15 protein-coding genes are annotated in these 14,937 nt (G+C 62.5%); 11 read left to right on the top strand and 4 right to left on the bottom strand.

The genetic code is table 11. The features are described 5' to 3' along the window. Window positions 1–128: 128 nt before the first annotated feature. Entirely contained in the window at window positions 129–1,112 is a 984-nt protein-coding gene (locus tag IRI77_RS25650; RefSeq protein ID WP_323745166.1) for a dihydrodipicolinate synthase family protein, read from the bottom strand. A gap of 61 nt (window positions 1,113–1,173) precedes the next feature. Here IRI77_RS25650 and IRI77_RS25655 point away from each other — a divergent pair, with 61 nt between their 5' ends. From IRI77_RS25655 to IRI77_RS25670, 4 genes are all read left to right on the top strand, one after another. Next, a complete protein-coding gene (locus IRI77_RS25655; protein WP_194447846.1) occupies window positions 1,174–2,031 on the top strand; it encodes an IclR family transcriptional regulator in 858 nt (285 codons plus the stop codon). An 18-nt stretch (window positions 2,032–2,049) separates the two neighbouring features. Then, window positions 2,050–2,874, top strand: a complete 825-nt coding sequence (locus IRI77_RS25660) for an HAD family hydrolase (RefSeq protein ID WP_228486316.1) — start codon at window positions 2,050–2,052, stop codon at window positions 2,872–2,874. An 80-nt stretch (window positions 2,875–2,954) separates the two neighbouring features. Continuing rightward, the gene (locus IRI77_RS25665) at window positions 2,955–3,944 is read left to right on the top strand and encodes a bifunctional heptose 7-phosphate kinase/heptose 1-phosphate adenyltransferase (RefSeq protein ID WP_194447847.1); all 990 of its coding nucleotides are present in this window, start codon (window positions 2,955–2,957) and stop codon (window positions 3,942–3,944) included. A gap of 7 nt (window positions 3,945–3,951) precedes the next feature. Continuing rightward, window positions 3,952–4,518 carry an SIS domain-containing protein gene (locus IRI77_RS25670; RefSeq protein ID WP_194447848.1) on the top strand — a complete coding sequence of 189 codons (567 nt, stop codon included), beginning with the start codon at window positions 3,952–3,954 and terminating at the stop codon, window positions 4,516–4,518. Window positions 4,519–4,624: 106 nt separating this feature from the next. Here IRI77_RS25670 and speA read toward each other — a convergent pair whose 3' ends face one another. Continuing rightward, the gene (gene speA / locus IRI77_RS25675; RefSeq protein ID WP_228486317.1) at window positions 4,625–6,571 is read right to left on the bottom strand and encodes a biosynthetic arginine decarboxylase; all 1,947 of its coding nucleotides are present in this window, start codon (window positions 6,569–6,571) and stop codon (window positions 4,625–4,627) included. Window positions 6,572–6,728: 157 nt separating this feature from the next. Between speA and IRI77_RS25680 the strand changes: the two genes are divergently transcribed. From IRI77_RS25680 to IRI77_RS25690, 3 genes are read left to right on the top strand one after another with little or no spacing between them, the layout of a single operon-like run. Continuing rightward, entirely contained in the window at window positions 6,729–7,499 is a 771-nt protein-coding gene (locus IRI77_RS25680; protein ID WP_194447850.1) for an SDR family NAD(P)-dependent oxidoreductase, read from the top strand. A gap of 54 nt (window positions 7,500–7,553) precedes the next feature. Next, entirely contained in the window at window positions 7,554–8,630 is a 1,077-nt protein-coding gene (locus IRI77_RS25685) for a mannonate dehydratase (RefSeq protein ID WP_194447851.1), read from the top strand. A 2-nt stretch (window positions 8,631–8,632) separates the two neighbouring features. Then, entirely contained in the window at window positions 8,633–9,010 is a 378-nt protein-coding gene (locus tag IRI77_RS25690) for an MmcQ/YjbR family DNA-binding protein (RefSeq protein ID WP_194447852.1), read from the top strand. On the opposite strand, the gene IRI77_RS25695 is transcribed toward IRI77_RS25690, so the two are convergent. Both IRI77_RS25695 and IRI77_RS25700 read right to left on the bottom strand, forming a co-directional pair. Next, complete coding sequence (locus IRI77_RS25695; RefSeq protein WP_194447853.1) at window positions 8,997–10,364, bottom strand: polysaccharide deacetylase family protein; 1,368 nt, start codon at window positions 10,362–10,364, stop codon at window positions 8,997–8,999. The two genes, IRI77_RS25690 and IRI77_RS25695, sit on opposite strands and share 14 nt — an antisense overlap. A gap of 4 nt (window positions 10,365–10,368) precedes the next feature. Beyond that, on the bottom strand, window positions 10,369–11,322 hold the full coding sequence (locus IRI77_RS25700; protein ID WP_194447854.1) for a P1 family peptidase: 954 nt from the start codon (window positions 11,320–11,322) through the stop codon (window positions 10,369–10,371). A gap of 77 nt (window positions 11,323–11,399) precedes the next feature. Between IRI77_RS25700 and IRI77_RS25705 the strand changes: the two genes are divergently transcribed. The 4 genes from IRI77_RS25705 to IRI77_RS25720 are packed head-to-tail and all read left to right on the top strand — an operon-like array spanning window position 11,400 to window position 14,937. Beyond that, window positions 11,400–12,158, top strand: coding sequence for an MlaE family ABC transporter permease (locus IRI77_RS25705; RefSeq protein WP_194447855.1), 759 nt, complete (start codon window positions 11,400–11,402; stop codon window positions 12,156–12,158). A gap of 7 nt (window positions 12,159–12,165) precedes the next feature. Then, a complete protein-coding gene (locus IRI77_RS25710) occupies window positions 12,166–12,981 on the top strand; it encodes an ABC transporter ATP-binding protein (RefSeq protein ID WP_194447856.1) in 816 nt (271 codons plus the stop codon). 37 nt (window positions 12,982–13,018) lie between these two features. After that, entirely contained in the window at window positions 13,019–14,092 is a 1,074-nt protein-coding gene (locus tag IRI77_RS25715) for an MlaD family protein (protein ID WP_194447857.1), read from the top strand. Further along, complete coding sequence (locus tag IRI77_RS25720) at window positions 14,092–14,937, top strand: ChbG/HpnK family deacetylase (RefSeq protein WP_194447858.1); 846 nt, start codon at window positions 14,092–14,094, stop codon at window positions 14,935–14,937. Before IRI77_RS25715 ends, IRI77_RS25720 begins: the two co-directional genes overlap by 1 nt.

Consider the following 14,937-nt stretch of genomic DNA (forward strand, 5'->3'; position numbering starts at 1 on the left):
CCATCAAAAGGTAGGGAGGAGCCTCCGCGCCGGCTGTCCGGCGCAGTGCAAATTGTGGAGAAAAACCACACAGCGCCCGAAAACAGCGAGCGCCGGCGGAGGGCTGAACACCAATTGGAGCGACGGTATTAGCTGTGGCGCAGGCTCAGCGTACCCGCTGCCGGCACACCCAGCAACTCGCTCGCGCCCGGCCACCATTCACAGAACCACGCCTGGAACTCCGCGCATTGCTGCTGCCGCACCGCTGAAGAGGGCAGCGCAAACGTCGCCGTCCCGAATCCACGCACAGCGGAGACCAGCTTGATGCCCCACGGAATGGGAAATGGCTCCAACTGAGCCAAAAGTTCGTCCAACAGTCCGGAAATTTGCTCGAACAGCTCGGTCTTGCCCGCGACGCCCGCTTTCCACAGGCCGATGGTCAGTTCCGGCAGCACTCCAGCCACTCCGGAGATGCTTCCGTCACAGATTTGCCGCCGCATCGCTTCAGCGAGCACGGTGTCGTTGCCCACCAGGCGCACTCCGGTTGATCCTTCAGGAGTGGTCAGCGAGGTCAGAATATCCAACTGTCCACTGCTATCTTTTATCCCGGCCAGGCCGGGCAGCTGGTGGATGAGATCCAGGCAGAGGGAGGAGTCCAGCCGCGCCGTGAACGACGGCAGGTTGTACAGCAGGGCCGGAACGCGCAGCGCGCCGACGGCCTGCCGGTAGAACTCGGCCAGATCCTCCTGGGCATAACGGAAGAAGTGCGGCGGAGGGATGAGGATGACGTCAGCGCCCTCCTCCTGAGACACATGCGCGAGGGCAATGGTTTCACGCAGGCTGGCCGCGCCGACGGCGCTGACAATCAGACCGCGATTGCCGGCAACCCGCCTGGCCCGGACCACTGCTTCGATCCGCTCAGATTCCGAAGCGGCGACATACTCACCCGTCGCTCCGTTGACGCACAAGCCCACTCCGCCGGCACTCATCAACAGCTCCGCATTGCGTTCGAAAAGGTCCCACGCGGGTCCACCTTCGGCATCGCGCGGCAGTAGCAACGCGGGAATAATTCCACCTATCTGTTGATTCCGTAGCATAATACTGAACGGGTACCCCCACGGCCGGTGATTCATCGGCGGGAGTGTTCCCGAAATTGTATAATAGATTCAATTGTTGTGATCGTCAAACAATAAAATGAAACGACGTTCCATCGCCAAGCCGGCTCCCGTCGAAGCCGTACAGGAATCCAGGTCGTTGGCCAAGGGTCTGCAGATCCTCGAAACCCTCGCCCGCAAGGGCAACCCCATGAATCTACGGGACATTTCCGAATTCGCGGGGCTGGGCAAGGCCTCCACGCTGCGCCTGCTCAGAACCTTGCAGGCGACCGGCTATCTTGCCCGGGACGCCAACGACAATTACGAACTTGGCCGCGACTGGCCCTCGATCCAGCAGCAGAACCGGCTGCGGTCGGTGAGGGAGTTAGCCGTGCCGTTCCTGCAGGGCCTCAACGCCGAACTGGGCGAGACGGTCGCGCTGGCCTTTCTCTTCGAGGACGTAATCCGCGTCATCGAGGTGATGGACGGGACGCATCACATCCGGATGTCCAACTACCGCGGCGGCATCCTGCAACCCTATGCCTCGTCGCTGGGTAAGTCCATCACGGCCTATCAGACGCCGGATGTGGCACAGCGGCTGCTGTATACCTACGGGATCTTCTCCCTGACCCCCAACACGCTCACGGACTTCCGCGCCATCCAGGACGACCTCACCATGGTTCGCCAGCGCGGCTATGCGTGGGACCGCGAGGAAACCGTTCCTGGCGGAACCTGCATTGGAGCGCCCATCATCTGCGGCAATGGGGAGGTATTCTCCTCGGTGTCGATGTCGATGCCCAAGGCGCGCTTCAACAAACAACTGGAAGAACTTCTGCCGGGCATGATCACGGATTATGCTTCCGGTATCGCGAAAGCGCTGAAGCAGGCAGGTGTGTGCGAAGGCGCCCCGGCCAAGCCAGCCGCAACCGCGCACGCTCCGGCAAAGAGCGGCGCCTGAACCCTGTCTGTCCAAACAATGAACCCTACTCTTCCGCAATCATTAGAAATCCTGCCCGGCGCCGGCTCAGCCTCAGGCGCCAAAGTCGCACTCTTTGATTTCGACGGTACGCTCTCGCTCATCCGGGCCGGCTGGGCCGACGTCATGGTGCCGATGATGGTGGAGGAACTCGCCTCCACGAAGACCGGCGAAAGCGAGGCGGAGCTTTCCGCCATCGTCCGCGATTTCGTCGACCGTCTCACGGGCAAGCAAACCATTTATCAGATGTTCGAGCTGGCCAGCCAGGTGGAAAAGCGCGGCGGCACGCCGGCTGAACCGCTCGTCTACAAGCGCCGCTATCTCGACCTGCTTCAGGAGCGCATTGCCGATCGCCTGAAGGAGCTCAAAGAGGGCGGTTCGAAGGAAAAGCACATGGTGCCCGGCTCGATTGAGCTGCTGGAACTGCTGCGCAGCCGTGGCATGACGCTGTATCTTGCCAGCGGCACGGACGAGAGCTACATGAAGGCGGAAGCCGACCTGCTGGGGGTCACGCCTTACTTCAACGGCGGCGTCTTCGGCGCCCTTGACGACTACAAGAGCTTCTCCAAGAAGATCCTGATTGAGCGCATCATCGCCGGCGCCGAGTGCGACGGCCATGAGATCCTCGGCTTCGGCGATGGCTATGTCGAGATCGAGAACGTGAAATCGGTGGGCGGCGTAGCCGTTGGTGTCGCTACCGACGAAGGCGAGTGCCTGGTGATCGACGGCTGGAAACGCAACCGCCTGGCCGGCGTCGGTGCGGACTATATCGTGCCGAACTACCTCGGCCTGTCCGAGCTGAGCCGCCATCTCTTCCCCGCCTAGCCGGGAGAGTTCGTTCCGTCATGATAAAAAGAATGGGGCGCCCGGCCGTCTCGGGCCGCCCTTTGAGTACAGGACAATTCATGAGCCCCGCTGACATACTTCAAGCTCTGTCCGGTCTGTCCGCCCTCGTCGTGGGCGATGTTTGCCTTGATCGCTGGTGCCGCTACGACCCCGCTCTGTCCGATCCTTCCCGTGAAACCGGCATTCCCCGCATCGCTGTCATCTCCCGCGAAACCACGCCCGGCGCCGCCGGCACGGTTGCCTCGAATCTCAAGGCTCTGGGCGTGGGCCGCGTGTCGATCCTCGGCGTTCGCGGGGATGACGGCAATGGCTACGAACTCATGCAGGCGCTGGCCCGCCGCGACATCGATGCCTCCGCCGTCCTGCAGGCCGCCGAACTGCCCACGTTCACCTACACCAAGCTCATCAACGACACCAACTCCGTCGAGGATCGGCCCCGCGTCGATTTCGTCTACACCGGCGACATCCCGCCGGCTGTGGAATCGGCGGTGGTGCAGAGGCTCAACCAGCTCGCGCCCGAATTCGACGTGATCATCGTTTCGGACCAGGCGGAAACCGAGTCCGGCGGGCTGGTCACCGCCAAGGTGCGGGAAGCCCTCACCGCCATCGCCGCAACAGACCCGGCCAAGATCATCTGGGTCGACTCGCGCCGCCGCGGCGCGCTCTATCGCAAGGTCCTCGTCAAGCTGAATGAGCAGGAGGCCGAGGAGTCGTGCCTCGCCTACTTCGGCCAACTGGACTACCAGGCCTTGCGGCAGCGCATCGGCCACTCCACGCTCATCGTCACCCAGGGTCCCAAGGGCGCCGTCATTGTCGGCGAGGGATCCACGCAAACCATCCAAACCCGTCCTGTCGAGCATCCAGTGGATATCTGTGGAGCGGGCGACAGTTTCAATGCCGGCGCCTCCGTGGCTCTGGCTCTTACGCGCGACCCCGCCAAGGCAGTCGAATTCGGCAACCTGGTCGCGTCCATCACGATTATGAAACCCGGCACCGGGACCGCGTCGCCGGAAGAAGTTCTGGCCGCCTCGGCGGCTCTACAGAAATAGCGAAACCATGGAATTCTTCACCACCTATCGGAACACTCTCGAAGCCACGCTGAACAAGCTGGATCTCGCCAAGGTTGAACAGGCGGCCGACTGGCTGCGCGAAGCGCGCGACGAAGGCCGCCAGATCTTCGTCTGCGGCAACGGCGGCAGCGCCATGACGGCGTCGCACTTCGTCACCGACATTGTGAAAGGCGCCAGCTTCGGCCGCGACAAGCGGTTTCGCGCCATGGCGCTGACCGACTCGCTGGGCACGCTCACCGCCTATTCGAACGACGTGTCGTACGAGTGTGTCTTCGTCGAGCAGCTCAAGAACTTCGCCAACCCGGGCGATGTGGTCATCGCCATCAGCGGTTCAGGCAATTCGCCCAACGTGCTGCGCGCGCTGGAGTATGCCAACTCCATCGGGTGCAAGACCATCGCCATGACGGGCCGTGACGGCGGCAAACTGGCCCCGCTCGCGCAGGTCAACATCCTGGCCGCGGAGCCGCACATGGGCCGCATCGAGGACGTCCACATGATCGTGTGCCACATGCTGGGGTATTCGTTCATGGACCGGGAAATGGCCAAGGCCTAACCTGGCTCACCAGTTCCAAACCAAAGGGCGTACCTCGGATGCGAGGTACGCCCTAAGTGTTTGAAAGCCGGGAGGAGGCGGTTATCGCCTGTCCCGTGTTACCCGTCTATGCCCCGTGCGTGTCTTCGAGGTACGTATACCCGTACAGGCCGTCCTCGTAGAACTTCAGCAGCCGGCCCGATTCCTCATAGCCGATCTTGCCGCGCAGCACGGCCGTCTCGAGATCCTGCCGGAACTGTTCCAGCAGGTCTCTCGCGTTGAACTGCACGTAGTCGAGAACTTCCTTCACCGTATCCCCGCGGATCACGGCCTCCAGCACAGGCTGGTTCTGGTCGTTCACCCGCACATGCACGGCGTGTGTGTCGCCCAGCAGGTTGTGCAGGTCGCCCAGGATCTCCTGGTACGCGCCCACCAGGAACGTGCCCAGATAATAGGCCTCCCCGTTCACCGCATGCAGCGGCAGCGTCTTCTTGACGTCGCGCCGGTCGATGAACTGGTCCACCTTGCCGTCGCTGTCGCAGGAAATATCGCCCAGCACGGCGCTGCGCGTCGGCTGCTGATTCAGCCGGTGGATCGGCATGATCGGGAACAGTTGCTTCACGGCCCAGCTATCCGGCATGCTCTGGAATAGCGAGAAGTTGCAGAAGTACGTGTCCGACAGCATGGCGTCGAGCCCTTCCAGATCCTCCGGAAAGACGTCCAACTGCTTCGCCATCGAGAGGATCCGCCGGCAGATCAGCCAGTAGAGATTCTCAGCGACGCAGCGCTGCTTCAACGGCAGGTAGCCCAGGCTGAAGAGGTTCAAAGCTGAGTCGAGAGCCTGCTGGGCGTCGTGGAACGACTCCAGCAGATTCTTCGAGCTCATGTTCTTGTAGCTCTCCATCAGGTCGATCAGCGGCTGCTCGGATTCGTCCGGCAACTCCACCGGAACCTCTTCCTCGCCGAAGCCGCTCACGCCCAGGACGTTGAACACCAGCACGCTGTGATAGGCCGCAATCGCGCGGCCGCTCTCCGTGACGATGGTCGGGTGCTGCACCTCGGCTTCATCGCACACGTTCTGGATGTGATAGACGATGTCGTTGGCGTACTCCTGCAGCGTGTAGTTCACGCTGGACTCGAAGTCCGTCTGCGAGCCGTCGTAGTCGATGCCCAGCCCGCCGCCGACGTCCAGGAACTCCAGCCCCGCGCCCTGCTTTTTGAGGTCGACATACACGCGGGCCGCTTCGATCACCGCGCCCTTGATGTGGCGGATGTTCGTGATCTGGCTGCCCAGGTGGAAATGGAGCAGCTTGACGCAATCCTCCATGCCCACGGCCTTCAGCGTCTCCAGCGCGCGCACGGCCTCGGTCACGGTGAGGCCGAACTTCGAACGGTAGCCGCCCGAAGACTTCCAGCGCCCCGCACCGCGGCTGGCCAGCTTCACGCGCAGGCCGATGGCCGGCCGCACGCCCATCGCGGCGGCGTGCTTCAGGATCAGTTCCAGCTCAGTAAACTTTTCGACGACGGGGGTGATGTCGCGGCCCACTTTGCGGGCCAGCATGCACATCTCGATGTACTCGTCGTCCTTGAAGCCGTTGCAGATGATCGGCGTCTCGTTGTCGGCGATTGCGGCCACGGCCAGCAGTTCCGGCTTCGAGCCGGCTTCCAGGCCGAAGCCGTACTGGCGGCCGCACTTGTTGATCTCTTCCACTACCTGCCGCTGCTGGTTCACCTTGATGGGGTACACGCAGCGGTACTGGCCCTGGTAGTTGTGTTCGCTGATCGCCGAAAGGAAAACCTTGTTCAGCTCGGAGAGCTGGTTGGCGAGGATCTCCGGGAAGCGCAGCAGAATGGGCGGGTCAATGCCGCGCAGCACCAGGGTGTCCACCAGTTTCTTGAGGTCGACGAATTTGTGCGGCTCGGCCGTTGGGTGCACCAGCACGTGACCTTCGTCGTTGATCGAGAAGTAGCCCTTCCCCCAACGATCGATGTCATAAAGTTCCTTGGCGTTGACAACAGTCCAGCGGTCGGACGGCTCCCACACGGGGGGCGAGTCTGGCAGTTTCAGGTTCAAATTCGTTCGAAGGCCTCTCTCACCACCAAGTGTGAATAAAAACAGAGGAGGGGGCAACTGGAAAGTGGTTACATTCGTGCCTTCTGTATTCTTACGGTTGTCGTCGTTGGCCCGGCTGGCCACGCCGAGTGCCTGATCGAAGTAGAATCGACAGGGTATGGGCAACCCACTGGAAGGCAAATTCGCGCTGGTCACCGGAGCCAGCAAAGGCGTCGGCAAAGGCATCGCACTGGAATTGGCGCGGCAGGGCTGCGCGGTCGCCGTCAACTACAACAGCGACGAGGCAGGCGCCCAGGCCACGGTCGAAGAGGCCACTGCAATCGGCGCCACTGCCTTCGCCATCAAGGCCAATGTCGGCCTCAAAACCGAGATCGATGCCATGTTCGACAAGGTCTTTGAACGGTTCCCCAAACTCGATGTTCATGTGAACAACGCAGGCGTTCAAACCTGGAAACCATTGCTGGAATTGACCGAAGCCGAGTGGGATCGCGTGCTGGCCGTGAATTTGAAGGGCTGTTTCCTGTGTACACAGCGCGCCGCGCTCAACATGAAGGAGACCGGCGGCGGCTCGATCATCAACATCGGTTCCGGCTGTAACAAGTGGGCCTTCCCCAACCTGGTGGACTACACCGCCAGCAAGGGCGGCATCGAGCAGTTCACCAAAGTGGCGGCGGTGGAACTGGGCAAATACAAGATCCGGGTGAACTGCGTGGCGCCCGGGGCTATCGAGATCGAGCGCACCAAGCACGAAGCCGGAGACTACGGCGCCACCTGGTCGAAGCTGACGCCGCTGGCGCGGGTAGGTCTGCCTGTGGATATCGGCCACACGGTAGCCTATCTGGCGTCGAGCCACGCCGATTTCGTCACCGGCCAGACCATCTGGGTCGACGGCGGCCTATTTACGCGCCCTGCCTGGCCGTACGAGTGAGGCCTGTTTCCGGCGCGGATTTGTTATAGACTGCGCTCCAACAGGAGACTCCCTATGCACTCCACGCCCTCCCGCCGGGCTCTGTTCCAGTCTGCCGGCCTGCTTGGCTTGCCGCTGGCCGCCGCGCCCTCCAAGTCCTGGCCTATCCAGGAATCCGCCTCGACGCCCAAGCTGTGCCTGCCTTCCGCGCTGGACGAGAAATCGATGCGCCGCGTCACGCAGTTGGGGGTGTCGCACATCCTGGGCGGCGGTCCTCGATCGCCCTGGACCGAGGCGGAGATGAGGCACCGCATGGACGCCTACAAGGCCGGCGGGCTCACCCTCTACAACCAGATGATCGGCGGCTTCAACAACGCCATCTACGGGCGTCCCGGCCGCGATGAAGAGATCGAGAACGTGCGGACGTCCATCCGGGTGGCCGGCAAGGTGGGGCTCGCCGTGGTGGAGTACAACTGGTATGCCCATCGCGCCATGGAGGGCTACTACGAGGAGACAGGCCGCGCCGGAGCGGGCTACACCGCGTTCGACTACGACCGCATGAAGGACCTGCCCCCGCTGCCCGAGGAGGGCGCCCATACGCTCGACGAGATGTGGGCGACGATCACTTACTTCCTGAAAGCCGTCATTCCCGTGGCGGAAGAAGCAGGCGTCAAACTGGCACTGCATCCCAACGACCCGCCGTCGCCCATGAGCCGGGGCTCGCAGCAGATCATGGGCACGGTCGCGGGCTGGAAGAAGCTGATCAGCATCGTCGACAACCCGGCCAACGGCATTACCTTCGACTGCGGAGTGACCCGTGAAATGGGCGAGGATCCGATCGAAGTGGGGCGCTACTTCCTGAGCCGCAAGCGTGTGAACCACATCCACTTCCGGAACGTGGAGGTCCGCAAACCCTACGAGAAATACGCAGAGGTATTCATTGATGCCGGCCAGGTGGACATGTTCGGAGTGATGCGCGAAATCGTGAACAACAAATACACCGGCACCGTCTATCCGGAACACCCGAGAGCCCTGGACTACGACCGCGAACGCGGCCCCATCAAGGGCTACCCGGGCGGTGGCGGCTACACCGGCGATGTCTATGATGTAGCGTATACGCGGGCCATGTTGCAGGCCGCGTTGTCGCTCTAGGGATGCGGAAGAAGGAATCGATTCTCGACCACGTGAGCAGGCTTTGCCTGGACATGCCGGAAGCTGTCCGCGAGATACACGGCAGCCATGCCAGCTTCCTGGTTCGAAAGAAGACGTTTGCGTACTACCTGGACAACCACCACGGTGACGGGATCGTCGGCATCAACTGCAAGGCCTTGCCGGGCGACAACTTAGCGTTGATCGCCGCCGATCCGAAGCGCTTCTATATGCCGGCCTATATAGGGTCCAGGGGCTGGGTGGGCGTGCGGCTCGACACCGGTGAAATCGATTGGGACGAAGTCAGCGAGACGCTCAAGTTGAGCTACAAGCTGACTGCGCCCAAGAAACTTGCCGCGTTGGTCCAGATCAGCGAAGCTTAGCCGGCTTGAGGGTCCAGGCCTGCAGGCGCGCGAGTTCCAGCAGATTCTCCGGTGCGAAGCCTTCGGGGTGAATGACCCAGTTGTACAGTTTGGCGGCGTCGGTGCCGATGTGGCTCTCGATGGTCAGTTGACCCTTTCGAACCATCACGTTGGCAGTGCCGGTGTCCCCCGCCAGAGTGGCCGCGAAGTCGGGCAAGGACAGTTCCTGGCTGCCGATCCAGACGGAATCGGGCAGGCGGCCCTGCTGGGTGATGGCCCGCACGGCGTCCTGCTTGGCGCGGTCGAACGCGGGGCGCGAGATCTCCTGTGCTTTCAATGTGGTAGCAACGCGGCGCAGGGGTCCGTCGACATGCCGGGCCGGCAAGCCCAGCAACGCAAGGACCTGGTCGGCCGGCGAGAATCCGTCGTGAACATCAATGTTTTCAGCGAGTTTGCGGGCGGCCTCGAGGGGGACGGACTGCTCGCGCGGCTGGAACACGTCAACGGCTTCCCGGGCCGTGATGAACTTGATGCCCGGCGTCTTTTGGACGTGGTCGACAAACGCGAGAAACAGCTTGAAGGCCTGCTCAGTGGACTCCGGTGTCCGGCGCTTGGGCAGTTTCCACTCCGACCGCTCGGGGTTGGCGCCGCGACGGAGATTCACGCCGTCCCAAAACTCGGTGGTGACGAACTCGGTGGGGTGGTAGTAGGTCTGGATCGTGCCGCCGGTCGCACGGAGACGGTCGACCGCGCGGTCAAATGCACGGTAAGCGTCCGGTAAAAGCTCCGGTTTGTCGAGGTTCGCGCGCATGGTGTTGGGACCGAGGCCGAAAATGTAGAGCAGCGACCCGTACCAGAACGGCTGCTGCTCGTAGCCCACCTGGCCGCCCTCGTCCATGTAGACGCGGGTGCCCCACTGCCGCAAAATCTTGTTCGCCTGCGGCGCCCACGAGTTGCCGGGCTGGCCGTAGCAACTGGGCCGCATTCCGAACACCTTCTCAACCGCTTGAAAACCGGAGAGTTCCCGCATGGCGAACTCCTGCTCGCCATCCATCATTCCCTTGCCGGCCATATACTCGGCGGAAGCGGGATGGATGCTGTGGTAGTTGGAGTGGTAGCCGATGTCGTGCAGTTTGAGGGCAGCTACGACATCTGTGCGATTTCGTTGTTCCAGCACTCGGGCTTTCTCGCCGACGACTTTGAAAGTGGCTTTGATGCCTCGTTTGGTGAGCTCCTGGGCGATGCGGAGGGCGGCATCGTCCGCGGCCGGCTCGACGTAATCTTCGGTGTCGAACCACAGGAGATAGTAGATGGGCGGTGTGGCCGCCTGCGCGCCGAGCGCTGCTAATAGGAGAAGTATCAGTAGTTTACGCATTTAATTAGCCAGCCAGACCGGGCACGCCGCCTATGGATTTTGCCGCCTTGACGGCGCGCACGATCGCCTCGGCCACCGCTTCCGCGGCGGCGACACTGACTGCGTCAACCGAGGCTGTCAATTTCCCGTAGGAAAGACATATCGTCATATCGCCGTCCATCGATGTGTGGACTGGCGAAATCGCCTTCACCAACCCGTGGTGAGCGTGGCGCGCGATGGCCGTCGATTCCACTTTGGTGAACTTCGCATTGGTAGCGACCACGGCCAAAGTTGTGTTCCCGCGGCTGAGTCCGCCGGTGGGGCCAAGCTGTTTCATGAGGGCCGAAGAACCGGCGAATTCGCGCGACCCGGGCTGCTTGCGGGCTCCGGCCAAGATCCGGCCGGTGGCGGGGTCGACGACGTCGCCCAGGGCGTTGACGGCTACCAGGGCGGAAACCTTGACGCCATTTGGCAGATTAACGGTGGCGGAGCCCAGGCCGCCTTTCATGGCGTTCTTCATGCCAAGGGCCTTGCCGATGGTCGCGCCGGTGCCGGCCCCGAGGTTGCCCTCTTTGACAGCGTCAGCAGTCGCGGCGGAGGCGGCGGCTTCGCCCATTTCCCGGGTGGGGCGGATATTCGCCTTTCCTATGCCGAGGTCGTAGAGAATCGCGGCCGGCACGATGGGGACGATGGCGGCTCCGGTGGGGAAGCCGACGCCTTTGTGCTCGAGGAAACGGCGGACTCCGCTGGCGGCTTCGAGGCCGAAGGCGCTGCCGCCGGCCAGTACGACGGCATGAACGACGGGCGCTATGTGGAACGGGCTCATCACTTCGGCCTCTTCGGTACCCGAGGCTCCGCCACGGATATCGTAGCCGGCGACCGCCCCTTGTTCGCAGAGAATGACGGTGCAACCGGTGAGCGCTTCGTAGTCGGAAGCGTGCCCGACGAGGATGCCGTCGATGTCGGTGAGACCCTTCATATCCTTTTCCAATTGTTACAGAAAGAGCCGTTCACGCCCCGTATGGTAGCATCAGATTTCAAGGGGATCGCTGCGCTTTGCTGGAATTCCTGAAAGCTCCTGTCCTTACATTCCAGGAGTTCGTCCAGTTGTCGGCGCGCGCCTCGCGCGGCATCGTCCGAAAGCCGTACTACTGGGACGATGTTTTCACGCAGATGGACCTCATTGGCGTCGGCAGCCTGCCGGTCGTCATCCTCACCGGATTCTTCAGCGGCGCCGTCATGGCCCTGCAGATGTCCCGCGCCTTGCAGACCTACGGTGCGACCAGCCAGGTAGGCATGATTGTCGCCATCACCCTGGTGCGCGAGATGGGACCGGTGCTGACCGCGCTGATGGTGGCCGGGCGCAATTCCTCGGGCATGGCCAGCGAGCTGGGGTCGATGAAGGTGACCGAGCAGATCGACGCCATGCGGGCGTTGGGCACCGACCCGGTGATGAAGCTGGTGAAGCCGCGTTTGATCGCGACCGCGGTGGTCCTGCCGCTGCTCACTGTGCTGGCGGACTTCGTGGGGCTGGTGGGCGGCTACATCGTCGCCTGCGTCATGCTGCCGCTGACCACTGGCGCGCAGTACTGGAACACGGCGTGGCGCGCGCTGGGGTATGACGACATCGGCCAGGGCCTGCTCAAACCGTTCATTTTCGCGATTGTCCTCTCGCTGGTGGGCTGTTTCTATGGCATGCGCACGACGGGTGGAACACAGGGCGTAGGCCGCGCGACGACACAAGCCGTGGTGGTGGCGTCGGTGTGGGTGGTGGTGCTGACCTTCATCATCGGCCGGATCTTCGTTTCGATGTGACGACCCTATGAGCACGCCACAGGAAGCGCCGATCCTGGTTTTTGACGACGTCAGCTTCGGCTTCGACGACAATCTGGCCCTGCGCCACGTCAGCTTCGAGCTGATGCGCGGAGAGACCCTGATCATTCATGGGGCGGCCGGCAGCGGCAAGACGCTGCTGCTGAAGCTGGCCCTGGGGCTGCTGCCTGCCACCTCGGGCCGGATCCACCTGTTTGGGCAGGATGTGACGCGGCTGCCGGAACGCGACTGGTTCGACGTCCGCAGCCGGATCGGGGTCCTGTTCCAGGAGGGCGGGCTGTTCGATTCCTTCACGATTGAGGAAAACGTCGGGTATCCGTTGGTCAACCAGAGGCTGCTGCAGGTTCCGCCGGAGCAGATTCGGCCTAAAGTGGAGCAATCGTTGGAGTTCGTGGAGCTGGGGCACACCCTGGACAAGTTTCCCAGCGAGCTTTCGGGCGGCATGCGGCGGCGTGTCGGGATTGCGCGCGCGATTGTGACGCAACCTGAGCTGCTGCTGTACGATTCGCCGACGGCGGGCCTCGACCCGATTACGGCGAACAACATCATCGCGCTGATCGTAAAAGGGAGAGACGTGCGGGGTGCGACGACGGTGATTGTGACGCATCGCCACCAGGATGGAGAAATCCTGGAACGGTACCGATATAACGAAAAAGGTGGCGGGCTGCGGCCCGTGGGCGCGAACGGAGATTCCACCCGGACCCGCTACATGGTGATGAAGGAGGGGGCCATTGCATTTTTGGGGGCTTCGCTTGAATTCGACTGCTGCCAGGATCCCTATGTCGCCAAGTTCGCCAGCCGCTGAGCCGTGGGCTGCTTTCGTGGGAAGCTAAGGAGGAGGAATGCCGGCGTCCAATAAAGTTGCCTGGTCACAGCTGAGGGTGGGCATCATGTCGTTGATTGCCCTGGTGCTGTTGGCTGTCCTGATCTTCCTGATGACGGGTGCGGATAATCCGTTCGAAGAGAAGGCATCGCTGTACACCTTCATGCAGGATTCGGGCGCGATGAGCGAAGGCGCGGCTATCCGGCTGAACGGCATTCTCATCGGCAAGCTCAAGAAGATCGACCTGACGGGTGACAAGAACAACGACCGTGCGATCCGGATGACCATGGCCATCGACCAGCGGTTCATGGCGATGATTCCGGACGATTCGATCGTGGGCTTCAGTGCGGAGAACGTGCTGGGCGCGAAGTTCCTGAACATCAGGCGTGGCTCGAGCCCAGTGCCGGTGAAGCCGGGCAGCGAACTGAAGGCGCGGGACGAGAAGGACTTCCTGGAGATCATGCAGTCGGCGATGCCGCTGCTGGATTCCGTGCAGTCGATCCTGAAGCGCATCGACAAGGTCGTCTCCCAGGTGGAATCGGGCAAGGGCAGCATCGGCAAGCTGCTGTATGATTCCGAGATCTACGACAAGGTGAACGGGATCATGGGCGACGCCCAGAAGATCACGAAGGCCATGAGCGAGGGCAAGGGTACCATTGGCCACCTGCTCTACGACGAAGGGCTCTACAACGATCTGCGCCAGACGCTCACCCGTATGGACAATCTGGTGGCGGGCCTGGAGCGGGGCGAGGGCACAGCCGGCAAGCTGCTGAAGGACCCGGCCCTGTTCGACGAGTTGAAGAAATCGACGGCGGACCTCCACGTGATGCTCTCGGACCTGAACGCAGGCAAGGGCACGGCCGGCAAGCTGTTGAAGGACGAGGCGCTGCACAACAAGCTGGTGGCGACCCTGGACAAGATCAACAACACGATCGACAGCGTGAATTCGGGCCGCGGGACGATTGGGCAGTTGATGGTGAATCCGGCGCTGTACCAGAACCTGACCGCCACCACGGCGGAGATCCAGGCCATGATGAAGGACTTCCGGGCGAACCCGAAGAAGTTCCTCACCATTCAACTGAAGCTGTTCTGATGGGCCCTAGACTTCTCGCCGTCAACGCCGATGATTTCGGCTTCACCCGCGACGTCAATGCGGGCATCGTGGAGGCCCATACCAAGGGCATTCTCACCTCGACGACGCTGATGGCGAACGGCGCGGCCTTTGAGGACGCCGTGCGGCTGGCGGGCGAAGTGCCCAGCCTCGACATCGGGGTGCACCTGGTGCTGGTGGGCGGAGAGTCGCTGCTGGCCCCGCGGCGCAGTTTTCCCAAAACCGTCTCGCAACTGATGAAGGCCGTGGTGCTGCGAGAGATCCGCGTCTACGACGAATTGCGTGCGCAGATGGTGAAGATCCTCGACGCGGGTGTGCGGCCCACGCATCTGGATACCCACAAGCACACGCATCTCTTCCCGCCGGTCCTGGACGCCGTGGTCCGCCTGTCGGAGGAGTTTGGCGTGCGTTGGGTGCGGCGTCCTTTCGACCTGCCGATCACGGGTTCGCCGTCCGCCGTGCCGCTGCCTAAGCGCGCCATCAGCCGCATGTTCGGCTCAGTGCGCGGACAATTCCATAAGAAGCTGGCGAAGCACGGGTGCAGGACAACGGACTGGTTTGCCGGCTTCCAGATCACGGGCCGCTTTCACGCGGAAGATGTCGTCCACCTGCTGGAGAACCTGCCGGAGGGGTCGACCGAGTTCATGGTCCATCCGGGCTTCTGCACGGACGAACTGCGGGCCGCGCGCACCAGGCTCAAGGAGAGCCGGGAAGCGGAGTTGCGAGCGCTGGTCGACCCGCGGGTCACCGCGGCGGTGGAACGGCTGGGCATCCGGCTGTGCGGCTATGGAGATGTGCTGGGCGGAGACCCGGCGTCCACGGCGTGA

The sequence above is a fragment of the Paludibaculum fermentans genome, assembly GCF_015277775.1.
GTDB lineage: Bacteria > Acidobacteriota > Terriglobia > Bryobacterales > Bryobacteraceae > Paludibaculum > Paludibaculum fermentans.